This window comes from Phormidium tenue FACHB-1052, from assembly GCF_014696675.1.
Classification (GTDB): domain Bacteria; phylum Cyanobacteriota; class Cyanobacteriia; order Phormidesmidales; family Phormidesmidaceae; genus Nodosilinea; species Nodosilinea tenuis_A.
Map to the genome: position 1 here is coordinate 30,462 of NZ_JACJQN010000026.1, position 20,299 is coordinate 50,760.

Consider the following 20,299-nt stretch of genomic DNA (forward strand, 5'->3'; position numbering starts at 1 on the left):
ATATAGCCAACTTGATCGTTAATTTTAGTCATTCAACTGTTAAGAAAGCCTGACTCAGTCGCCATCTTGTCCCAGAGCATTGCCCTGTATACGCTTTAGGCAAATGAGAGTCAGGTCAAAACGAATTTCGTTTGAAAATGTTTTGAAATTGAGCTATGCTCCGGAGATAAATTTTTAGGAATGGTTCTGGAGCTGCCTCCTAGCCCTTTGCTAGCTGAGCGGCTGGCTTGGAGCATAGGCTGGATGGCCAACGCTAATCCCCAGAAGGACTAGTCAAACCTAGGGCCTGCAATCTTTTCCTAAAGGCATCTGCAGCTCGGATTTTTCACAAATCCTCACATAGGAGTCACTCAATGCTGAGACAACTGGATGGTGTAGCGGGTCTGTCAGACCTGCCGGTGGCTGCTCGGTTGCAGGGCCTTTCATTAGAGCAGCTACGGCGGCTGCCGGTGTCTGGGTCGAGTCATTTTGGGCGGCGTGGCTATTTGCCCGCTGCCAGCGATCGCCTCTGGCTGATCAAAGCAGGGGCAGTGCGCACCCTAACCTACTTAGAAGATGGCACCGCGATCGCCCTGGGCCTCTGGAGTGCGGGCGACGTGGTGGGAAAATTTCTCTCCAATGCGGAGCCCTACTTAATTGAAGCCGTCAACGATGTTGAAGCGGTTTGCATCTCCCTATCTGACTGGCAGCCACCAGTGGACGTGATCACCAGCTACCTAAAGCACGCCGAGGCGCTGATGGTGGTGCGCACCCACCGCCGGGCCGAGGCCGTCTTGCTCGGGCTGTTGCAGTGGCTGGCCAACCGTTTTGGGCTACAGCTTGAGCGCGGCTGCTTAATTGACCTCAAAATCACCCACCAAGATCTAGCCGACTTTAGTGGCCTCAGCCGAGTGACGGTGACACGGCTGCTGCGCCAGTTTGAAGAACAAGGACTGATCTACCGGCGATCGCGCCAGCTAATCTTGGCTGAGTCTAGCGACCACTGGCACTACGAAATTTAGCCCGGGCCAAGGTGAGAACGCGGCGAACGAGCTTGGTACTGCTGTGGCGACGGGCAGGGCACAGAGCTTTGCAACTCAATCCACAGGACATTAAATTGAAAATAAATCACAAACTGATCGCAAATTGAATCTAGCTGCTGTAAGCTTTAGCCTAGGCTGGTCAGGTTTGGCCCGCCAGTGCTGCCTGTCCTGACTCCCTGCTGCGTTAATGACCCAGTCTTCTCAAACAATTGACTCTCCGCCCATAGGCGATCGCCCCCAGGGCACCACCGCCCCTGCCCCATCCCCAAAACCCGCCTCTCGCACCCGCGATCACCTGGCCAACGAGCGCACCTACCTGGCCTGGATGCGTACCGCGATCGCCCTGATTGGCTTTGGCGTTCTGATTGCTCGCCTGCGTTATTTGGTTTCACCCGATGTGCCCGGCACCGGCCAGGGCTGGCTGGTAGGGCTAGGCCTATCTTCTATTGGCTTAGTTACCGTGCTGTTATCGACCTGGCACTACTTTGCAGTCCTTGACGCCATCGAGAGCAACACCTACGAACCCAGTCGCCGCTGGGTGATTCTCTTTAGTCTGGTGGTCACGCTACTGGGGGCGGGGGTGCTGTATGTGCTGTTTTCAGCACCAGCGACGGTGAAGGGGTTTTCGATGATGTAGGGAGTGAGGGGTAGGGGGTTAAGGCTGCTAATTTGAAGCGCGAATTCAACATCCAAAGCTGGCCGACCTGCTGACACCTCCCATCCCTACTCCTAACCCCCTACCTATCCACGCCCTACCCACCTATCTCAGGAGTCCGTCACCCTTGGTCGATCTCAGTAGCGACAGACGCGATCGCGCCGCTAGGCCAGTCACTGCTTCCCCATGGGGGAGCGGGGCCACCCTAGCGGCCTGGGTTTTGCTAGCGCTGCTGGGGTTGGCTCTGGTGGCCAGCTTTTGGGTGGTCATTCCTGCCGGCGAGCGTGGCGTGTGGATGCGCTTTGGCCAGGTGCAGGAGGAGATTCTTGCCGAGGGGCTGCACTTTTTGCTGCCCCTAGTCGACTCGGTAGAGACCCTCAGCACGCGGGTGCAAAAGCAGGAAATCGCCACCGAAGCGGCGTCAAAAGACTTGCAGGATGTGTTTAGCGATGTGGCTCTCAACTGGCACATTCTGCCCGACAAGGCCAACATGGTGTATCGGCAAATTGGCGACGAGCCTGCGGTGGTGCGCTCCATCATCAACCCCGCCATCGAAGAGATAATCAAGGCTGTCATGGCCCACTACACCGCCGAAGAGGTGATCACCCAGCGCGACCAGGTGAAGGCTGAGGTCGATGCCGGGCTGCGATCGCGCCTGGCCCCCTACAACCTGGCCGTTGACGATGTATCACTCACTACCATTCATTTTTCGCAGCAGTTTCGCGATGCGGTAGAAGCTAAGCAAATTGCCGTGCAGGAGGCCAAACAGGCAGAATTTGTTGCTAAAAAAGCCCTGCGCCAGGCCGAAATCGAAATCGATTTAGCCAGGGGAACCGCCGAAGCTCATCAAATTTTGATGGAAACTTTGACACCCAGCGTGCTGAGGTATGAAGCCTTACAAAAGTGGGATGGGCGACTGCCTATGATTAGCGGAGAAGGAACGAGCACCGTGATTGAATTAGATGATTTGCTGCCAAGTAAAGAGTAGTAAAGAAAATTTTGGGTTCTCAGTTTTGAATGCTGAGTCTTCTTCGTATGATAGACACTCAAAACTCAACCTTCAAAACTCAACACTAGGAGCTTTCTCTCCACCCCTTCTATCCCCAAATACTTAAACCAGAACCTTTTCCGGCTCCACCAAAACCTCTTCGAAGGCTTTAGAAATGCGGGTGCGAAATCGCTTTTGATGGCGCAGCAAGATCACCGGTTGAGTCATTTCATAGATGTGTTGAGGCGCGTCGGTATCATCGACAATTTCGATCGCTTTAAGGGTGCCGAGTTTTAGCTCTGATCGCACGATCGATCGGGGTAGAGCTGCTGCCCCAATGCCCCCTTCGACTACGGCTTTAATCATTTCGCTGGTGGTGAGAATAAGCGCTATTTCTAAGGTGCTGGGGTCAACGCCCCAACCCTGAAGCGATCGCTCAAACATATAGCGAGAGCCCGATCCAGGTTCTCGCATGATCCAGGCTGTATCGGTAATTTCGGCGAGGGAAATGCGATCGCGCCCAAACCAGGCGTGACTTTGGCCGACTACAATAGTCACCACATCTTGACCAATCATCGATACCGACAGATTTTGGCTGAGGGAGGCCTTTACCTCTCCGGTGACTAGCCCCAGGTCAAACAAACCGCTCACGGTGCCGCTGACAATTTCCTCTGCATTGGCAATGGTGCAATGGATTGAAATGCCGGGGTACTGCTGCTTGAAGTGGCTAATTTTATGGGGTAGCCAGTAGTTGCCCACGGTAAGGCTACTGCCGACCTTTAGGCCGCCCCGCTGGAGATCGTTTAACTCGCGCAAACCCTGGGCAGTTAGCTCCACCTGATCGAGAATTTTTTGGGCCTCAATCTGAAGCATTTCGCCAGCGTCAGTCAGCTCAATATGTCTGCCAATGCGGTGAAATAGCTTTACCCCATACTCTTCTTCCAAGGTTTGAATAGATGCACTCACCGCAGGCTGAGTAATGTAGAGAGAGTCTGCCGCTCGGGTAAAGTGCAAATGTTCGGCCACTGCCAAAAAAACCCTGAGTTGCTCAAGCTTCATAGGAGCTAATTTTGTAATGGCTAAACAGTCAAAAAGATCTGCTCAATTATTGCATAAATTCTATTTATCAAACTCACAAAAAAGAGTGTTTGCTTCCCCTGTTTATCCAACTTAAGGTAAGGGTCAATTGGCAAAGTTTGTTGACTCCCTTGATGAGGTGCTGCGATCGTGACCGACTTACTGACCATCCTGGGGCGTAGCTCCATGGCGTTTGCCGCTACCAACCTCGACGACATCGTCATTTTGATGCTGTTTTTCTCCCAAGTCGGGGTAGCCCTGAGCAAGCGCCACATTGTGGCGGGGCAGTACGTGGGTTTTGCGGGTCTCGTGGCTCTGAGTCTGCCGGGATTTTTCGGCAGTTTGCTCTTTCCCCGGCCCTGGATTGGACTGCTGGGGGTTGTGCCCATTGTCATTGGTCTGAGCCAGCTGCTGTCGGCGGTAACCGACGAAGCAAGTGGTGAAGACACCGGGGAGGTGCTGCTAGCACCCACCAGCGGCGGATCTAGCTGGCTGTCGCCCCAGACCAGTAGCGTGGCGGCTATTACCATGGCCAACGGCGGCGACAACGTGGGTATCTATATGCCTATGTTTGCCAGCAGCGACGGCCTGGGGCTGGGAGTAACGCTGGCGGTGTTTTTTGGGCTGGTGGGGGTGTGGTGCTTTGTGGCCTACCAACTGACCCAGGTGGAAGCGATCGCGGCTCTGCTCACCCGCTACGGCTCTCAGGTTGTGCCCTTTGTGCTGATGGCTCTGGGTGGGCTGATTTTGGTCGATAGTCACACCCTAGAGTACCGGGGGTTGACGGCTTTGGCCCTCACCCTGATCGGCATCTGCGTGATTCATCTGCTGCGGACGGCGATGCGGCTCTCTGCAGCGGTTGCTGCGGGTGAACCGATGCCCGCCGCCCAGAGAATGGATGGGTAGCGTTTTTGCCCCCATGCCCTCGCTCCTGCAAATTCTGACTCAGGCCACAGTTCACACCGTGATTCCGGCGGGAGTCGCATTTGTAGCCACCAACCTAGACGACTTTGTCCTACTTATGGTGTTCTTTTCTCAGGTGCCCAGCCGCTTCTCCCACCGCCAAATTTTTTGGGGTCGCTACCTTGGCTTTGCCGCCCTGGTTGTCCTTAGCCTGCCCGGTTTCTTTGGCGGTCTGGTGCTGCCTAAAGCCTACGTGGGACTGCTGGGCCTAGTGCCCATTGCCATTGGCCTCAGGCAGCTGCTCAAACGAGAAGACGATGCTCCAGGGCAGTTTGTGCTTCCCGAGCTGCCCCTGCTAAATGGCCAGGTAGCGGCGATCGCAGGCATTACCCTGGCCAACGGCGGCGACAACATCGGCATCTATGTGTCGCTGTTTGCGGGCCAAACCTGGGCCGAGCTGGGCCTCACCCTGCTGGTGTTTGGGGTGCTGGTCGCCCTCTGGTACTGGCTGGCTCGGGGGTTTGTTGGCCAGCCTGGGGTCCGCGATCGCCTGACCGCCGTCGGTCACCGGCTGATGCCCCTGGTGTTGATTGGTCTGGGCCTGTTCATCTTGGTCGACAGCGGCACCTACCGCTTGATCGGCCTCTAGCTTTCACTCTAAAAGGAGACTTTTCCTATGATTCGCACAATCAAAAATGCTCTGAGCTTTCTATTGTTTGCCGGAATTTTGCTGGTGCTTGTTGGCGTAGCCCGCCCGGCCTTTGCCGACCCCATTGCCCAAAAAAGCTCTCAATACGCCGAAATCACCCAAGCGCTCACCGATCTGCAACAGCTGCAATCCAACCCCGACACTGACCTTGAAGCGGCAGGGTATACGGCGGACTCGCTCGCCCAAAAACTCTCCGACCTACGCTTTCAAAAGTACATTCAAGACACCAGCGAAGACTGGGGCATTTGCAGCAACACCACGGCCAGCACCGTCGGCGTCTACGGCTATGACCCCGACCACAAACATGCCACCCCTGAAATTGCCTACTTGGGTGCTAACCAAACCACCGACGACGACTGGGCCTGTACCGGCGTGTTTCTGCCCAGCGATGCCTCAGTAACCGGCATTGACCTGGGCGGTGAGGGGGCGATCGCCTCCCTCGTCGACGGCACCCGTCTCACCATCAGCGAGAACCCCATCACTGGTGCGATCGAGTTCGATGCCCCAATCTACAAGGTGCTGAAAGCCGCCGACACCACCCTACCTCTGCCCGAACTCACCCTGGCCGATGTAGCAACCCAGGTGGCAACAGCCCCGGTTGACTAGAAAGTCGGGGGTGGGGAGTAGGGGGTGGAGAGTGGGAAGTTCAAAATTTTGCCTTTCTAATTTTGCATTCCCCCTACCCCCTACTCCCTACACCCTAAACCCCCTACCCTTCAACCATCTGTTTCCCTCCCCCGCCTGTTTTTCTCCCTGCCCCGGGCGGGAAAACTAAGCATAAATAAACCTATAAAAAGCAGGCCTACAATGAAAACTCCTCTCCCTCCCAAGCGCCCCAAACAGGCTGTCGACTGGCAGCCTATTCTCAACCAAATGCACCTGGCCGACGGGCAAAAATTGCCTGTTTACCCGGGCGACCTCAAGGCAGCGCTGCTGGACCACGCGGGTATGACCCACCATCCCAAGGGAGAGGCAACCTTTCAGCTGGCCCGAGAAATTGCTCGCCTCACCACCTGCTGCGATCCAGAAATCACCTACTGGTTCTCACGCCTAGTCGAGCTAATCGACGATGGTGTTGGGTGAGTCCTGTAGACTGCGGGAATTACAGTGGGCAGCCAAAATTTGGCTGTTGTAACTAAGGGGCCGTAGGGTGCCTTCAAAATTGATCGGTAGTTTCTTGGAGCAACGTTCACAGGCCCTTCCTGCCGCAGTAATTATCGAAGTGATTACGCCCTTTTGATGCCTTTTGTCTAAGGTGTTCACATTGTCAGCCGCTCTTCCCTAGGGAGCACTACAACGGGAGCAGACAAGGGTTCAGGTCAATAGACAGGCGGTCGAAAGACACTGGTCAGGCGGGGTGTTACGCTGAAAAGTCGTCCATCAGCGCCTCAACGCCAGCATGCTCGACCTGTTGCTCATGGCCAGCTTAGGATTTTTAGGCAGTTTTGGCCACTGCCTGGGCATGTGCGGCCCCATCACCGTCGCCTTTTCGCTGTCTCAGCCAGATACCGAGCGCGATCGCTGGCAGCAGATTGGGTTTCACTTGCTGCTCAACCTGGGGCGGCTGGTGAGCTACGCCCTAGTGGGCCTGATGATTGGGGCGCTGGGGTCGGTGCTTGTGGCCAGCGGGCAAATGGCTGGCATTGGCAGCCCCCTGCGGCGAGGGGTGGCCCTGGTGACCGGGCTGCTGCTGATCTGGTTTGGGCTAGCCCAAATTAGCCCTGGCCAGGTGCCCCAAGTGCCGCTGCTCAACCCCATGGCCCAGGCGAGCTGGCACGGTCGGCTGAGCCGTGCCATGCAGGCCCTTTCTCTCAACCCCCAGCGGTGGACGCCGCTGCTGCTCGGGTTAGCCTGGGGGCTGATGCCCTGCGGTTTTTTGTACGCGGCTCAGCTGAAGGCGGCAGAAACCACCAATCTTTGGTGGGGGGCGGCCACCATGCTGGCCTTTGGGGTAGGCACCCTGCCGATGATGCTTGGCGTTGGGGTATCGACGGCCTGGGTCAGCAGCGATCGCCGGGGACAGCTATTTCGCCTGGGCGGTTGGATTACCCTCTTGATTGGCATCCTGACCCTGCTGCGGGGCAGCGACATGGTCGACTTCACCGGCCACGGGGCGCTGGGGTTGTTGCTGCTGGCGCTGATCGCTCGCCCCCTCAGCCGTCTCTGGCCAGCTTTACTCATCTATCGTCGCACTCTGGGAGTGGGGGCCTTTGTGCTCTCTGTGGCCCATGTCGCCCACATGGTCACCATGGGTTGGAATCTGGCCGCTTTGCCGTTTCTCCTGCCAACTCTGCAACTGGGCGGCTGGACGGGCATTGTTGCCCTAGGACTGATGGTGCCCCTGGCCCTGACCAGCTTCAATCGGGCGCAAACTCGCTTGGGCCGCGGCTGGCGACGGCTCCATTTGCTCAGCCTCCCCATTTTTGTGTTAGCCGTGACCCATACGCTGCTCTTGGGTTCGAGCTATTTGGGCGGGTTTGAGCGCTCTACCCGCCACTGGTTGGTAGCCGTGGCCCTTGTGACGCTGGCGTTGCTGGCGCTGCTGTTGCGCTGGCGGGGGTTTTGGGCGCTGTTGTCTCTGGAGAAGTACTATGCGCCCGCCAAGTCTTAGCCTGATGGTCGGGCTATTGATCGGCAGCCTGGCCGTGCTGCCTGCCCAGGCCCACAAAACCGAGGTGTCGGGCGATGTCGCGGGCACCTGGCACCTGGAACCCAACCACAGCCCCAAAGCCGGAGAACCAGCGCGAGTGTGGGTGGCCCTCACTCAACAGGGGGGACGGGTCATTTCTTTAGAGCAGTGTGACTGTACCCTCGCCGTCTATGCCACCAACCAGCCCGATGCCGCTCCGGTTGTGCAGCCCACCCTGCAAGCTATGTCGCCCGAGCGGTTTCAGAACATTCCTGGGGCCGACATCACGTTTCCTGCCCTGGGTGAATACCGCCTGGTGCTGACCGGTCGCTCCCGAGCCGATGCTACCTTTGCCCCTTTTGAACTCAGCTATACCACCGTTGTCGCTGGGGGTGCCCGTAGCACTACCCCAGCCCCAGATCAGGAGGTTGCGCCTGAGGTGCGTTCCCCTGCCTGGATTGTCGGCGGGGTTGTTGGGGGGATGGTGGCTGCGATCGCCGCCCTAGCCGCATTCAGCAAAGGAAAATCGCTGCGTTGAGCGTTGGGGCTGTTGAGGTTGTCTTTCAGCTAGCGATCGACATCGGCGGTGCCGGTGAAGGCATGGCAGACCAGCACGGCATTGTCGGCGCGATCGCTCAGCTCTCCCCAAGTGCGATAGGCCACCTGCACCTAAGATGTCGCCCAGCTCTAGGGGATTGGGTAGGACGTAAAGCTGGGTATGGGTGAGACCAGGTGGAGGTAAGACATGGGGTAAGAAGTGAGGGGGTGGAGCGGTGAAGGGCTTTGTAAGTCTTCAGAATCAGTCGTTCTATTCCTTACCCCTCACTCCCTACTCCTCACTGCTTGGCAAAGATGTATAGACTAAGTTCGCCACAGGCTGAGTCGCGTTTTGGTGGCGTTGTGTAGATAAACCAGCAGCAGACTACCCAGCAACAGCGGCGCAACTAGGGCGATTACAACATAGCCGCGACCGTGGCTCCAGCGGTTTCTTAAAGGTTTATCCAGAGGGTGGCTAGTAAAGGAAGTGGCAAGGTAGGAGGCCTGAATTTCAGATTGGTTAAGCGAGAAGGAAGTCATAGCAAAAAGTGGAGAGAGAAGAGAACAACGGAAAACTTGTCTAGGAAAGAGATGGAGTAAGCTTGAGACCAAGGGTTGAGCCGATCGCCCTAGGGTTCCCCCTTTTGCATTGGGGTTTGCTGTACTCCGCAGCAGAGCCCCAGGTTGGGGGCGAGGAAAATCTAATGGCCCTGCGCTGCTCAGTAATGCCAGCCGTCGCCATCGGGGTTGCCTTTGCCCTGAATAACGAGGGGATATTTTTGCAGCTGACTGAGCCAGCACTGCACCGCATTGAGCGGGCCAGATAGCTCAACTTCTAGGGCCGTTGACTGGGCCGAACTGCTGATCGAAAGCGTAGTTGGCTGCCCGTTCAACGCAATGGCTCGCACCACAACCCGACAGCTTTCGGCCAGATCTTCGAGCAGCGTTTTAACGGAGAGCTGGGGAGAACCGTAAATTCTGAGCCTGAGCTGAGTCTGAGTGGTTGTCATGGTGCGTAAACCAATAGAAACAACGGGTGAACGTCTGAAGGACTAGAGGTTAGTCATCTTGGAAAAAAAACGATGGGTGAGCGCGCCGGTCAGTTGGCGTGGGTGACGGTGCATCGGCGGAACGCTTTTTCGATGATGAGGACGATCGCCCTAAGCGCACGGCGATCGGCCGTTTGGCCTGCTTGACGCCGCTGAGCACCAGCAGCATGGCCACAGTGCCCACTACAGCGAGTTGCCAATAGCCCAAGCCAATCGCGGTGCCGAGGGCTGCCGTGGCCCAAATCGCCGCCGCCGAGGTCAGTCCCTTAACTTTGCCCCGGTGGGACTGCTGCAAAATTAGCCCCGCCCCAATAAAGCCCACCCCGGTAGCAATGCCCTGGATGGTGCGGCTGAGGGCGTTCACGGAGGAATAGTCTTGGGGAATCTGAATAGGCAGCAGAATAAACAGCGTTGCCCCTAGGCTAATCACCATGTGGGTGCGAACCCCGGCAGAGCGGTTGGTGCCAGTCCACTGGCGCTCGAAGCCAATCAGCCCGCCGATGACGACGGAAAGCCCGACCCGAAAGATCAGGTTGAGCCAGTCGTTGGCCTCAATGTAGCCAGCCTGAATCGCCAAAGTACTGCCCCCGCCATTGCATACACCGAAAATCCGGTAGGTTTACCGGTGATTCATTTATGTTTGACAACTATCGCACAAAATCAAATAATTTTCAATCAGATTGCAAACATTTTTGGTTTCATGTACGATTCAGATGCGTTTGCCGAGAGCGCTACGAAGCTTTCCGCTAGTTGATTGGTAAGCGCCTAAGTATTTGTGAAGCACTAATTGCCTGGAGGCACACCCATGCGTCGCTTCTTGTTTCCTATTGGAGAAAGCAGGCCATGACAGACCCTATTCGCCCGGTAAACGACGACTACAGCAGCGCTGGTCAGCTCACCCCAGAGCAGATTCAGCAGGCCGCCCAGCAAGAGTTTCAAGCGGTGCTGAACCTCAGGTCGCCCCACGAACCCGGTACCTTGCCCGACGAAGCTGAGCAGGTCGCCGCCGCTGGTTTGGGCTATGCTCAGGCTCCGGTGAGCCCAACCACACCGGAGGGCGAATCTTTAGCCGCCGCCCTGGCCGCGCTGGATGGGCTGCCCAAGCCGGTTCTAATTCATTGCCGGGGCGGTGGACGGGCGACGGCGGTGGCGTTAATTGCGATCGCCACCCAGGATCAGCTCTCCCGCGACGCGTTCCTAGAGCAGGCCACCGCCCACGGGCTGGGGCCAGAGCAACCGCAGATTCAACAATTTTTGCGCGACTATTACGGCGATCCCGTGCCTGCACGGCAGGAGGTCGGGTAAATGGTGGTTGCCAACGGTCAGCCCTCGACCCAGCCGCTCAAAGTCTTTGTTCTGGGCGGCGACGGATTTTGTGGCTGGCCCACAGCCCTGCATTTGTCGAATCTGGGGCACGAAGTCGTCATCCTCGACAACCTTTCTCGCCGTAACATCGACAACGAGCTAGAGGTTAACTCCCTCACCCCGATCGCCCCCCTCGGCGTCCGGCTGGCCACCTGGAAAGCCCTGACCGGGCACGACATTCCCTTTTATCGAGTCGATATCGCCCAGGACTATGATCAGCTCCTCGGTCTGATTCAGCAGTATCGCCCTGATGCGGTGGTGCACTTTGCCGAGCAGCGGGCCGCCCCCTACTCGATGAAATCACCCCGCCACAAGCGCTACACCGTCGACAACAACCTCAACGCCACCCACAACCTGCTCTGCGCCATCGTCGAGTCGGGGCTCGATATCCACGTCACCCACCTTGGCACCATGGGGGTCTACGGCTACGGCACGGCGGGCATGAAAATCCCTGAGGGCTACCTGGATGTAGAAATTCCCACCGAAAGCGGGGAGCGCATCGCCCAGCGGATTCTCTACCCAGCCAATCCGGGTAGCGTTTACCACATGACCAAAACCCAGGATCAGCTGTTCTTTTTCTACTACAACAAAAACGACGGCGTGCGCGTCACCGACCTGCACCAGGGCGTGGTCTGGGGCACCCACACCCGCGAAACCCGCCTCGACGAGCAGTTGATCAACCGCTTTGACTACGACGGCGACTACGGCACCGTGCTCAATCGCTTTCTCATGCAGGCGGCAATCGGCTACCCCCTCACCGTCCACGGTACCGGCGGCCAAACCCGCGCTTTCATCCACATTCAAGACACCGTGCGCTGCATTCAGCTGGCGCTCGAAAACCCGCCCAGCCCTGGGGAACCGGTGAAAATCTTTAACCAGATGACCGAAACCCACCGGGTTCGCAACCTGGCCCAGCTGGTCAGCGACATCACCGGAGCCGAAATCACCTACCTCGACAACCCCCGCAAAGAAGCCGCCGAAAACGACCTCTTCGTCGAAAACCGCTGCTTCCTCGAACTGGGCCTGGAGCCCATCACCCTCAGCAAAGGGCTGCTGCTCGAAGTGACCGAAGTGGCGGAGAAGTATGCGGAGCGGTGCGATCGCAGCAAAATTCCCTCCACGTCGAAATGGGTGAGGGGTGGGGGGTAGGGAGGAAGTTTGGTTGTTGGTTGCAGGGATGGGGTTTCGCCTGGACGATCCCCACCCCCTACCCTTCCCTTTGACAATCAATCAATAAAAAGGAGACACGTTCAATGCTTAAGCAACTACAGCGCTGGAAAATCCAGCTATTGGCCTTTTTGGCAGCGATTATCGCCGTAGCGACCCTGTCAGGGCTGGTGCAGCCCGGTGCAGCGGCAACAACTATCGACTTCGTGACCCCCCAGTGGGTGGCGCAGCATTCGAGCGATCGCAGCCTGCGTATTCTTGATGTGCGTACCAACCCACTCGACTACATCAACAGCCACATTCCCGGCGCGGTGAACATTGCTGAAAACACCTTCCGTGGCCCCAATGGCCGTTTGCCGGTGCAGTTTTGGGAACAGCAGAAAATTGAAGCGCTGTTTCAAGAAGCTGGGGTCAACAGCGACAGCCACGTGGTGATTTACTCGGAGGGCAACAGCATTTTGGGCAGCACCCAGGTGGCCTACCTGCTAGAGCGGGGCAGCTTTGGCGGTGAGGTTTCGATACTCGACGGTGGGTTTAAAGCCTACAAAGATACCGGTCTGCCGGTAACGAAGGAGTTCCCTGAGTATGCCAAGGGCAACTTCGCTTTGGAAGACAACAGCGATATTCGCGTATCGCTCGACGAGGTGCGATCGATTGTGCGTGACCGCAGCGCCCGCGTGACCTTCATTGACCCGCGTCCGCCTGCGCTGTTTGCCGGGGAAGAAGACCTGTTCATTCGCAACGGCCACATTCCGGGAGCCAACAACCTTCCGTGGCCCAGCTTTACCGTGGGTGAAGACAACTTTCACCAGCTCAAAACCCTCGATGAGATTCGCGCGCTGCTGGCCCACCGAGAAATTAGCCCCGAAGACGACATTGTCGTGACGTGCAGCACCGGACGCGAAGCGTCGCTTCAGTATGTGGTGCTGAAGCACCTGCTGGGCTATCCCAACGTGCGCCTGTATGAGGGGGCTTGGACGGAGTATTCGGCCCAGCCTGACCTACCCGTGGCCACCGGGCGCGATCCGAATGTTTAATTACGCTGATCGGTTGTAGTATTGGTGGCCTTTGGCGGTTGTCTATGGCAACGGCAAGGGCCACTTAACTTTGAAGGAATTTATTGTTGTATGCTATTACACCTGTTGCTGGTTGCCAGCGTTCTGACCCCGCTCAACCTGGGAGCACATAGTTTTTGGTCGGTCACCCACGGGACTGTTAGTAGCAACACCGTGAATCTGGTTGCTTCCTGCGCCCCCACTCAGCCCGAGGACGAGGCCGACGAAGCTGACGAAGACGAAAAAGTATTATTTTAAGCTTGCAGAATCAGTCACTCTTTTACCAAGAATCTATGAGAGATAGGTTAACGATCTCTTGAACAACCCTAAGAAATTGACGTAAAACAGTGGAAGTATCCTCCTGTCGCCAGACAACAGCAATTTGTCGGTTTAGAGTTGCGTTCTGGAGCGATCGATAAGCCACTCCCTCACGGTGTAGCGTTTGAACGTGGTTAGGTAAGATTGAAACGCCAGCACCGGCTGCAACCAAGCTGAGCAGTGTAACGACTCCGGTAACTGTGACAGTTCGATTGATTTTTGGTTCAAAGCCCGCTTCTCTACAGAGAGTAATAATTTTCTCGTAGAAGGGCAATACATCAAGAGAAGGTAAGATGATTGCCTCGTTGGCTAGTGCCTGTAAAGGAATTTTAGCTTGCTCAGCCAGGGCGTGGCTGGTTGGCAATGCAACAACAAAATACTCTTCAAGAATGGGTTGATAACTCAAGGCTGAATCATTCTGCTCAAAGCTAGGAGATCGTTGGAAGACTATGTCTAATTGATGGTTCTTAAGCATCTGGATCTCCTGCTGAATCGTGACTTCATGCAGTTCTAGCTCCACTTTTGGAAACCGCTGCTGAAACGATTGCACAATCTCAGGCAGAATCGTGTTGGCAATCGAATTGTTCATGCCGATGATTAAACGCCCAATTTCACCTTGACTCGCCTGTCGGGCATGGGAAACCGCTCGATCGAGATGAATGAGTGCTTGCTGTGCTTCTATCAGAAAGGCTTGACCCGCTTCAGTTAGTTCAATCGGACGCTTGCTGCGATCGAACAGCTTGACGACTACCGTTTTTGGGTCGGTACTCAGCAATTCTTCCAGCGCTTGAATGCGTTGGCTGAGGGGAGGTTGCTTGATTCCTAAACGCTTTGCGGCCTCAGTGAAATTGTTGTTGGACTGCACAACGGCAAGGAAGTAGCAAATTTGTCGAAGCTCAAACTGATTGAGATGTTGAAACTCCATATCCGCTGCCACTATATCTTCGAGCATATTTTGTTATGCAATCCGTATGCCATAGCCTATAAAGCCTGGCTAAGATCAGATACCCATAGGCACCTGGTTCAAAGGCTGTCCTTTGATCTCTGTGACCAGCCAATGCCCCCTGAAGGAGAGCTTTATGAAGACAAATTCAGCGATCGCCACTACATCCAGTCGTCTAGACCGAGAGATTGAACTACCCCCTGAAATCAAAGCACAGAAGCAGGCAATCACTGATAAAACGATCGCCTATTGTAATGAATCGCTGAATCGGAGCCGCTTTTTCAGCTTGCTTAAAGATGGAGAGATAACCCCAGACATCATGCACTATGTCTTCCTGCAATACTATCTGTGGCGGGATCGACTGCATCAGTGGTTTGGCCTCTGCATCGTCAAAGCGGGAAGTTGTACTGACCCGGATCAGAAAAGAGCGATCATGTCCTTAGCCGATCATACCTTCACAGATTTGCAGGATGGTCATAGTGAGATGTATCTAGAATTCCTTCACGAGCTTGGGCTTAGCGATGCCGAAATTCAAGCATCGCGGCGTAGCGCAGCGACAGTCTCGTATGAGCAATCATTCTTTGACGATTTCGGCTATAAAACAGATAATTTTTACGAAGCACTAGCGGCACTCAGCGGACGAGAGCTATGCGTATCAGTCCGCAACGAGAGAATTCTCAAGTATTATTTTGATGCTCGCAGCATGAAGCACCCAACCTGGTTAGCATTGCACGCAGAATTGGAAGTCGAGCATTTTCAGGATACTATTCGCTCAGCACTCACCCGTTATACAGGAGATGCAGGTAAAATTGCCGATTTGATGCGGTCAGTTGAGCAAGGCATCGATCGACATGTGCAGTATTTCGAGGCGATGCTGCATGAATACGAATCCCGGTAGCTTTGCGAAAAGCCCAAAAAGGGTGGAACATACTGCAAGACAGCAAGTATTTGGGAGTTTTGAGCTATGAAAAGCGAGGGTGAAGAACCAATGAATTTTGGTTGCTTGTGAAGTAGCTTAAATTTGTTTAAAAGCGGTTCTCGTTCAAGTGCGGTGCATCGGAGTGGCTCTGCATTTACCCACCCATAGCCAACCATCTTTAGCGGTCATGAGCATGGCTTGCGCCGGAAAAACTTGCCGCTGCAAGCCATGCTGTTCGAAATCAAAATACCGTTAGTCGGCTATTCTTCTTCGGTGTATTCTTCCTCAGATTCTTCTTCGGTGTACTCTTCTTCGGACTCCTCGTCTTCCTCAGAATACTCTTCTTCCTCGACTTCTTCTTCTTCGGATTCTTCCTCAGACTCCTCTTCGGAGTACTCTTCCTCAGACTCCTCGTCTTCCTCAGAATACTCTTCTTCGGATTCTTCCGCTTCAGCCTCGTCTTCCTCAGTCTCCGCTTCGTCGCTGCTGCCGTAGCCAAAACCGTAGGCTTCATCGACGGCGTATTCTTGGCAGAGGGCGTCTAGCTCGGCGACAAATTCGGTGCCGTCTTCAACGCTGAGATCAAAGTTGAGGATGTTGAGCAAATAGGGGCTGCCTTCATCTTCGTTATAGTCGTAGTCGAAGTAGTAGTCGTCTTCGCTTTCGACATAAGTGAGGCAGAGGGCAGCGAGGGCATCGGTAAAGCCTTCGGGATCTTCGGTATGAATATAAAAGTCGTACAGCAAGAGTGAGCAATCGTTGGCAAAGAACGACTCGTCCTCTTCCCAAACTTCGGCGCTAAAGTCGAGTTCGCTCAGGGATTTGATAATCCAGGAGTCGTGGCCGTTGTAGTCGTCGTGAATGACGTAGTCGTAGGGAATATAGCAGTAGCCGCGATCGCCCCACTCTGGCCCCCAGGAGTTGCGCACAATAAAGAAGCGGTCTTTGTCGGAGTAGCCGACGCAGAGCATGGCGTGCCAGCCGTGGGTTTCGCGCACGTTGTCGGAGCGCTTAGGCTTGGGCACGCGGCCTTTGTTGCGGGTAGCCTCGTCAAACGATTCAAAGGTGTTGAGGGCAAAGGCGATCGGGTAGCCCTCGGCCAAGGTGTGCCGCCAGAGGTCTAGGTCGGTGTCGATGGCCTCGGCTTCCATGATTTTGAAGTTGGAGGCGTGGTCATAGGCCCCGGTGTCGGGCTCAGTGAAGATCAGTTCTTCGTCGTTGGGCCAGAGGTCTTCGGAGCAGGCCCCATGCTGCATCAGGGTTTCGATCGCACAGTACATCCGGGTGCCAGCGTCTTCGTTATGGCTGCCGGTCTGCGATCGCGCATTGTAGTAGACAAACAACCGGCTGACATCGGCGGCGTCGCCCAGGTCACGCTTGGCCAGATATTCGTAGGCCCCCACAAAGGCATTGGCCACGCAGCTATTGCCCACCTGCGCTTCGACCTCGGTCATGTGGTGGCGCAAATCAACCCGACCTGGCAACTCCTCTTTTCCAAACCGCCCAATTTGGTGATGCTTAACGTTGTCCGGCTTTTCCCCCGGCTGATAACCGCCAATGCGAAACTTACGGGTCTGCGTAAACATGTTTAACCTTGAGGAATGGTTCCTTAAGCATTCCCTCCGTACCCCTGGCGAGCGCAGCACGGAACCCCAACGTTGCACTACCTTTAAAGAACGGTAAAGCAGTTTGAAGCTGAGTCTGCTAGGGCTTTTGCCGCCTACTGCCCCTACGCGCCTACTCACCCCAGAGGAGGCCACCAGCCGACACAAAGCAAATTACCCAGGGATGATGTCTCCCTCAAGAATTTGGATTGAGCGGAACTCTCGCTTTTTGCGTTCTCGGGCAGACCCTCCAAGGCATCTGCTAACCGCTAATCTCTACCCCAGTGCGCCGTTTGCCCCAATCGCAAGACGCTACCTTAAGTTTATAGGATCGTATTAATAGGCTACGCCCATTGACCATGCAAGCATTTGATAAGCTGCCCCGTTGGCTGGTGTGGGAAATTGCCCTGCCTCTAACCATCTTGAACATTTGGCTGCTTTACAAGGTCTTTCAGACCTTTCAAGCGCCGTTTACCATGCTGATTGCGGCCACGCTGCTGTCGTTTTTGCTGAGCTATCCCATTGAGCAGCTCGAAAAGCGCGGCATTAAACCCGGTGTCAGTATTGCGCTAATTTTGCTTTTGACAGGTGGGCTAGTCGGGGTTTTGGGCTTTACTCTGGTACCGGCCCTGCTATTGCAGCTCGGAGATTTAGGAACTCGTCTGCCCCACTGGCTAGAGTCGGGTAGCGAGCAGTTTCAGGCGCTAGACGCTTGGCTAGTAGGCCAACACATTCCTTTGAACGTCACAGCGCTGACAACGCAGCTAGCGCAAATGCTGCCCGATGAGGTGGCTCAGCTACCCGACCAGGTGCTTGAGGTGATTGTTGGTGTTGCTGACAGCCTCTTGGAAATGTTGATTACGGCTGTGCTGACGCTCTACCTGCTGCTGCATGGGAATGAGTTTTGGAGTGGGCTGCTGCGCTGGCTACCGGGAAATTTTGGCGACCAGATTCGGCTGGCGTTTCAGGAAAAGTTTAAGAACTATTTTGTGGGGCAGGCTACGATCGCACTGCTAATGGTCACCAGTCTCACGACCGTCTTCTTTTTGCTGAAGATTCCCTACTGGCTGGTGTTTGGCATTGGCATTGGCCTGCTGGCGCTAATTCCGTTTGGTGATGTGGTGGGCATCTTGACGGCGGCCATTATCGTGAGTTTTAACAGCGCTCTGCTAGGGGGAGAGCTGGTCGTGGTGGCCCTGCTGGTCGATCAGGTGATTGACAATGCCGTTGCCCCCCGAATTCTCGGCGATCTCGTTGGGCTAAACCCGGTGTGGATTTTGGTGCTGCTGTTGCTTGGCTCGCAGCTAGCGGGGGTACTGGGGTTGCTGATGACCGTGCCGCTAGCGGGGGCAATCAAGCGGATTTTTGAGGAAGTTTATCACCCTTCTGGGCAACTCTCTGGCTCTAACTCAGTTGGTTGAGCTAAGGGGAGAAAGACCTGCGATCGCCAGCCCTCTCCCTCCCCCGAGCCCTGCCCGCTACCCCTCGCCACTACCCCTCGACAGAGCGGAATCTAGCCCGCTCTAGCCAGGCGAACAGCGCATCGAGCTGGGGAGTGGTAATAAAGCCATACTGCCAGAGAATCATCGGCAGTTGGGTGGCAGAGTCGTGGTGGTGAAAGGCGGTGGCCACTTCTTCGTTAGAAACTCCAAACTCGGTTTGCACGAAGCTAACCAACCGGCTGAGCAGTGGTGAGGTCATAGCAAGTTTCCTGATGTGAGGGAGCGTTGTCGCCCGTCAGCCGCCGTAGTGGACTGACGAGCCGGTTTGAAGGCAAAGCTTAAACAGCGGTTGTGGCAATCCTGTGTCGCCGGCGTTTCAGCCCGGTTGCGTGGGGCTAGATCGGTCGCTCTGTCACAGTCATGCCACTGTAACGACATACCCAGCTCCTAACCTAGAATCAATGGGTAGAAATCAATAGTGTCGATAGGATGGTTCGACCTATTTAAGCCGCGATAGGGCTGTTTCTCCAGCGGATTGGTTCACTGGTAATTTTGTCCTGCTGTTCGCCAAGCTCCCTGGCCCTATCGTCTATAATTGGCCCGACCATAGCCAGCGATCGCGTCGTTACTCCCCGCTGCCCCCAGGGCATTCTTGAGGTCACCTATGCTCACCGGATTATTTATCGCTAGCATTGTGGCAGTGACGATGGTGCGATTAGTCTGGTCAATGTTGACGACGATCCTGCCCCAGAGAGAGTTAGCTTTCAGCCCCTGTAAGTGAGTCAGCCATGATCGAGTCCAGCTCTACCCCGCCCCGCCCCTCGCCCCCCACAGGCAAGGGCATTCTGCGTGAAACTGTCGAAACCTTGGGCCTCAGCGTGTTACTGGCCCTGGGCATTCGCACCTTTGTGGCCGAGGCGCGCTACATTCCCTCAGGCTCAATGCTGCCCACGCTGGAGATTAACGATCGCCTAATTATCGACAAGGTAAGCTACGACTTTGGCGACCCTCAGCGAGGCGACATTGTGGTGTTTCGGCCCCCCGATGCCCTAGGCCAAAACGAGGCCTTCATCAAGCGGCTGATCGGCCTGCCGGGAGATGTAATTGAGGTCAAAAACGGCCAGCTCTACATCAATGGCGAGCCCCAGGCAGAACCCTACATTGCGGCTAAGCCCGACTACCAGTATGGGCCGGTGACGGTGCCTGACGATTCTTATCTGGTCTTAGGCGACAACCGCAACAAGAGCTTTGATTCCCATTTTTGGGGCTTTTTGCCAGCCGACCATGTGATTGGCCGCGCCGTCTTCAGGTTTTGGCCTCCCGATCGCCTCGGCGATCTCGACTAAAGCGCTACAGCTGCTGGAGCCGCTGCTCGATGCGGTCGAGTCGGTGCAGCAGTTCTGCCTCGACGGGGGTGGGCAAGTCAGTGGCTCGCTCTACGGTGATGCTGCCGCTGGTTTCTAAAATCGCGGTCCTAATTTCTGCCAGGTTTTCAAACCCCTGGCGGCGTAGCACCGCATGTAGCTCTTTCTCGCTAATCAGTTCTTTGGCTAGATTTTTTGAAATCATTTGCCCATCCAACAGCAGCGGCGTTGAGCGGCCTTCTACCACCTGCTGAATGCGGGGATAGCGATAGGCTAAACGCACCACCAGGTAGTTAGTAATCAGCAGAGTAGTGGCTCCAACTAGCCCCCCTAAGACCGAGTTGTCGGCACCAATAATGGCGTTTTGCACGGCGTTAGAAAGCATGAGCAGCACGACCAAGTCAAAGCCCGTTAGCTGCCCTAGCTCTCGTTTGCCCCCCAGCCGCAGGGCAGCGAGCAAAAAGCCGTAGACCAAGATAGGCCGAACAATTTTTTCGAGAATGGATACATCGGGTATCCACAGATCGTGAAGGAGAGTCATGGCGCAAAGGAA

Annotated in this window: 24 protein-coding genes; 16 read left to right on the plus strand and 8 right to left on the minus strand. The window is 55.5% G+C overall.

Annotated elements, in window-relative coordinates:
* The first annotated feature begins 353 nt into the window (after positions 1-353).
* The 3 genes from H6G07_RS24435 to H6G07_RS24445 all read left to right on the plus strand — a co-directional run bounded on the left by H6G07_RS24435 (position 354) and on the right by H6G07_RS24445 (position 2,665).
* Positions 354-1,001, plus strand: coding sequence for a Crp/Fnr family transcriptional regulator (locus tag H6G07_RS24435; RefSeq protein ID WP_084173637.1), 648 nt, complete (start codon positions 354-356; stop codon positions 999-1,001).
* 208 nt (positions 1,002-1,209) lie between these two features.
* A complete protein-coding gene (locus H6G07_RS24440; protein ID WP_084173635.1) occupies positions 1,210-1,659 on the plus strand; it encodes a YidH family protein in 450 nt (149 codons plus the stop codon).
* A 145-nt stretch (positions 1,660-1,804) separates the two neighbouring features.
* On the plus strand, positions 1,805-2,665 hold the full coding sequence (locus tag H6G07_RS24445; RefSeq protein WP_084173633.1) for a prohibitin family protein: 861 nt from the start codon (positions 1,805-1,807) through the stop codon (positions 2,663-2,665).
* Between the two features lie 123 nt (positions 2,666-2,788).
* On the opposite strand, the gene H6G07_RS24450 is transcribed toward H6G07_RS24445, so the two are convergent.
* Positions 2,789-3,724 carry a LysR family transcriptional regulator gene (locus H6G07_RS24450; RefSeq protein WP_073610932.1) on the minus strand — a complete coding sequence of 312 codons (936 nt, stop codon included), beginning with the start codon at positions 3,722-3,724 and terminating at the stop codon, positions 2,789-2,791.
* A gap of 168 nt (positions 3,725-3,892) precedes the next feature.
* Between H6G07_RS24450 and H6G07_RS24455 the strand changes: the two genes are divergently transcribed.
* From H6G07_RS24455 to H6G07_RS24480, 6 genes are all read left to right on the plus strand, one after another.
* Positions 3,893-4,648, plus strand: coding sequence for a cadmium resistance transporter (locus tag H6G07_RS24455; protein ID WP_084173631.1), 756 nt, complete (start codon positions 3,893-3,895; stop codon positions 4,646-4,648).
* A 13-nt stretch (positions 4,649-4,661) separates the two neighbouring features.
* Complete coding sequence (locus tag H6G07_RS24460) at positions 4,662-5,294, plus strand: cadmium resistance transporter (protein ID WP_073610966.1); 633 nt, start codon at positions 4,662-4,664, stop codon at positions 5,292-5,294.
* 27 nt (positions 5,295-5,321) lie between these two features.
* Entirely contained in the window at positions 5,322-5,960 is a 639-nt protein-coding gene (locus tag H6G07_RS24465) for a hypothetical protein (RefSeq protein WP_084173629.1), read from the plus strand.
* Between the two features lie 201 nt (positions 5,961-6,161).
* The gene (locus H6G07_RS24470; protein ID WP_199312418.1) at positions 6,162-6,437 is read left to right on the plus strand and encodes a hypothetical protein; all 276 of its coding nucleotides are present in this window, start codon (positions 6,162-6,164) and stop codon (positions 6,435-6,437) included.
* A 316-nt stretch (positions 6,438-6,753) separates the two neighbouring features.
* Positions 6,754-7,965, plus strand: a complete 1,212-nt coding sequence (locus H6G07_RS24475) for an urease accessory protein UreH domain-containing protein (RefSeq protein WP_073610929.1) — start codon at positions 6,754-6,756, stop codon at positions 7,963-7,965.
* Entirely contained in the window at positions 7,946-8,521 is a 576-nt protein-coding gene (locus H6G07_RS24480; protein ID WP_139297197.1) for a hypothetical protein, read from the plus strand. Before H6G07_RS24475 ends, H6G07_RS24480 begins: the two co-directional genes overlap by 20 nt.
* A 323-nt stretch (positions 8,522-8,844) precedes the next feature.
* Here H6G07_RS24480 and H6G07_RS24485 read toward each other — a convergent pair whose 3' ends face one another.
* From H6G07_RS24485 to H6G07_RS24495, 3 genes are all read right to left on the minus strand, one after another.
* Positions 8,845-9,060, minus strand: a complete 216-nt coding sequence (locus H6G07_RS24485; RefSeq protein ID WP_139297196.1) for a hypothetical protein — start codon at positions 9,058-9,060, stop codon at positions 8,845-8,847.
* Between the two features lie 179 nt (positions 9,061-9,239).
* Positions 9,240-9,530, minus strand: coding sequence for a hypothetical protein (locus H6G07_RS24490; RefSeq protein WP_073610927.1), 291 nt, complete (start codon positions 9,528-9,530; stop codon positions 9,240-9,242).
* A gap of 49 nt (positions 9,531-9,579) precedes the next feature.
* On the minus strand, positions 9,580-10,146 hold the full coding sequence (locus tag H6G07_RS24495) for an MgtC/SapB family protein (protein WP_199312420.1): 567 nt from the start codon (positions 10,144-10,146) through the stop codon (positions 9,580-9,582).
* Between the two features lie 266 nt (positions 10,147-10,412).
* Between H6G07_RS24495 and H6G07_RS24500 the strand changes: the two genes are divergently transcribed.
* The 4 genes from H6G07_RS24500 to H6G07_RS24515 all read left to right on the plus strand — a co-directional run bounded on the left by H6G07_RS24500 (position 10,413) and on the right by H6G07_RS24515 (position 13,414).
* On the plus strand, positions 10,413-10,874 hold the full coding sequence (locus H6G07_RS24500; RefSeq protein ID WP_073610926.1) for a protein tyrosine phosphatase family protein: 462 nt from the start codon (positions 10,413-10,415) through the stop codon (positions 10,872-10,874).
* Complete coding sequence (locus H6G07_RS24505) at positions 10,875-12,083, plus strand: NAD-dependent epimerase/dehydratase family protein (RefSeq protein WP_073610925.1); 1,209 nt, start codon at positions 10,875-10,877, stop codon at positions 12,081-12,083.
* 104 nt (positions 12,084-12,187) lie between these two features.
* A complete protein-coding gene (locus H6G07_RS24510) occupies positions 12,188-13,138 on the plus strand; it encodes a sulfurtransferase (protein ID WP_073610924.1) in 951 nt (316 codons plus the stop codon).
* Between the two features lie 90 nt (positions 13,139-13,228).
* Positions 13,229-13,414 (plus strand): hypothetical protein, encoded by a 186-nt coding sequence (locus tag H6G07_RS24515; protein ID WP_073610923.1) that lies wholly within the window; start codon positions 13,229-13,231, stop codon positions 13,412-13,414.
* Between the two features lie 22 nt (positions 13,415-13,436).
* On the opposite strand, the gene H6G07_RS24520 is transcribed toward H6G07_RS24515, so the two are convergent.
* On the minus strand, positions 13,437-14,426 hold the full coding sequence (locus tag H6G07_RS24520) for a LysR family transcriptional regulator (protein ID WP_199312422.1): 990 nt from the start codon (positions 14,424-14,426) through the stop codon (positions 13,437-13,439).
* A gap of 127 nt (positions 14,427-14,553) precedes the next feature.
* Here H6G07_RS24520 and H6G07_RS24525 point away from each other — a divergent pair, with 127 nt between their 5' ends.
* Positions 14,554-15,315: an iron-containing redox enzyme family protein gene (locus H6G07_RS24525; RefSeq protein ID WP_073610922.1), complete on the plus strand. Its 762-nt coding sequence runs from the start codon at positions 14,554-14,556 to the stop codon at positions 15,313-15,315.
* A 281-nt stretch (positions 15,316-15,596) separates the two neighbouring features.
* Here the strand turns inward: H6G07_RS24525 and H6G07_RS24530 are convergent, their stop codons facing one another.
* Positions 15,597-16,922, minus strand: a complete 1,326-nt coding sequence (locus H6G07_RS24530; protein WP_073610921.1) for a C1 family peptidase — start codon at positions 16,920-16,922, stop codon at positions 15,597-15,599.
* Between the two features lie 377 nt (positions 16,923-17,299).
* On the opposite strand from H6G07_RS24530, the gene H6G07_RS24535 reads away from it, so the two are divergent.
* Positions 17,300-18,361, plus strand: coding sequence for an AI-2E family transporter (locus tag H6G07_RS24535; protein WP_073610920.1), 1,062 nt, complete (start codon positions 17,300-17,302; stop codon positions 18,359-18,361).
* Between the two features lie 70 nt (positions 18,362-18,431).
* Here the strand turns inward: H6G07_RS24535 and H6G07_RS24540 are convergent, their stop codons facing one another.
* Positions 18,432-18,641 (minus strand): DUF2949 domain-containing protein, encoded by a 210-nt coding sequence (locus H6G07_RS24540; RefSeq protein WP_073610919.1) that lies wholly within the window; start codon positions 18,639-18,641, stop codon positions 18,432-18,434.
* 529 nt (positions 18,642-19,170) lie between these two features.
* Between H6G07_RS24540 and lepB the strand changes: the two genes are divergently transcribed.
* Positions 19,171-19,728 carry a signal peptidase I gene (gene lepB / locus H6G07_RS24545; RefSeq protein ID WP_073610918.1) on the plus strand — a complete coding sequence of 186 codons (558 nt, stop codon included), beginning with the start codon at positions 19,171-19,173 and terminating at the stop codon, positions 19,726-19,728.
* A 4-nt stretch (positions 19,729-19,732) separates the two neighbouring features.
* On the opposite strand, the gene H6G07_RS24550 is transcribed toward lepB, so the two are convergent.
* A complete protein-coding gene (locus H6G07_RS24550) occupies positions 19,733-20,287 on the minus strand; it encodes a DUF421 domain-containing protein (protein WP_073610917.1) in 555 nt (184 codons plus the stop codon).
* Between the last annotated feature and the right edge of the window lie 12 nt (positions 20,288-20,299).

Coding starts and splice junctions, on each gene's coding strand:
- H6G07_RS24440 (WP_084173635.1), top strand. CDS start 1,210: ATGACCCAGTCTTCTCAAACAATTGACTCTCCGCCCATAGGCGATCGC.
- H6G07_RS24525 (WP_073610922.1), top strand. CDS start 14,554: ATGAAGACAAATTCAGCGATCGCCACTACATCCAGTCGTCTAGACCGA.
- H6G07_RS24475 (WP_073610929.1), top strand. CDS start 6,754: ATGCTCGACCTGTTGCTCATGGCCAGCTTAGGATTTTTAGGCAGTTTT.
- H6G07_RS24515 (WP_073610923.1), top strand. CDS start 13,229: ATGCTATTACACCTGTTGCTGGTTGCCAGCGTTCTGACCCCGCTCAAC.
- H6G07_RS24540 (WP_073610919.1), bottom strand. CDS start 18,641: ATGACCTCACCACTGCTCAGCCGGTTGGTTAGCTTCGTGCAAACCGAG.
- H6G07_RS24450 (WP_073610932.1), bottom strand. CDS start 3,724: ATGAAGCTTGAGCAACTCAGGGTTTTTTTGGCAGTGGCCGAACATTTG.
- H6G07_RS24510 (WP_073610924.1), top strand. CDS start 12,188: ATGCTTAAGCAACTACAGCGCTGGAAAATCCAGCTATTGGCCTTTTTG.
- H6G07_RS24535 (WP_073610920.1), top strand. CDS start 17,300: ATGCAAGCATTTGATAAGCTGCCCCGTTGGCTGGTGTGGGAAATTGCC.
- lepB (WP_073610918.1), top strand. CDS start 19,171: ATGATCGAGTCCAGCTCTACCCCGCCCCGCCCCTCGCCCCCCACAGGC.
- H6G07_RS24480 (WP_139297197.1), top strand. CDS start 7,946: ATGCGCCCGCCAAGTCTTAGCCTGATGGTCGGGCTATTGATCGGCAGC.
- H6G07_RS24530 (WP_073610921.1), bottom strand. CDS start 16,922: ATGTTTACGCAGACCCGTAAGTTTCGCATTGGCGGTTATCAGCCGGGG.
- H6G07_RS24460 (WP_073610966.1), top strand. CDS start 4,662: ATGCCCTCGCTCCTGCAAATTCTGACTCAGGCCACAGTTCACACCGTG.
- H6G07_RS24505 (WP_073610925.1), top strand. CDS start 10,875: ATGGTGGTTGCCAACGGTCAGCCCTCGACCCAGCCGCTCAAAGTCTTT.
- H6G07_RS24470 (WP_199312418.1), top strand. CDS start 6,162: ATGAAAACTCCTCTCCCTCCCAAGCGCCCCAAACAGGCTGTCGACTGG.
- H6G07_RS24435 (WP_084173637.1), top strand. CDS start 354: ATGCTGAGACAACTGGATGGTGTAGCGGGTCTGTCAGACCTGCCGGTG.
- H6G07_RS24520 (WP_199312422.1), bottom strand. CDS start 14,426: ATGCTCGAAGATATAGTGGCAGCGGATATGGAGTTTCAACATCTCAAT.
- H6G07_RS24490 (WP_073610927.1), bottom strand. CDS start 9,530: ATGACAACCACTCAGACTCAGCTCAGGCTCAGAATTTACGGTTCTCCC.
- H6G07_RS24500 (WP_073610926.1), top strand. CDS start 10,413: ATGACAGACCCTATTCGCCCGGTAAACGACGACTACAGCAGCGCTGGT.
- H6G07_RS24465 (WP_084173629.1), top strand. CDS start 5,322: ATGATTCGCACAATCAAAAATGCTCTGAGCTTTCTATTGTTTGCCGGA.
- H6G07_RS24550 (WP_073610917.1), bottom strand. CDS start 20,287: ATGACTCTCCTTCACGATCTGTGGATACCCGATGTATCCATTCTCGAA.
- H6G07_RS24485 (WP_139297196.1), bottom strand. CDS start 9,060: ATGACTTCCTTCTCGCTTAACCAATCTGAAATTCAGGCCTCCTACCTT.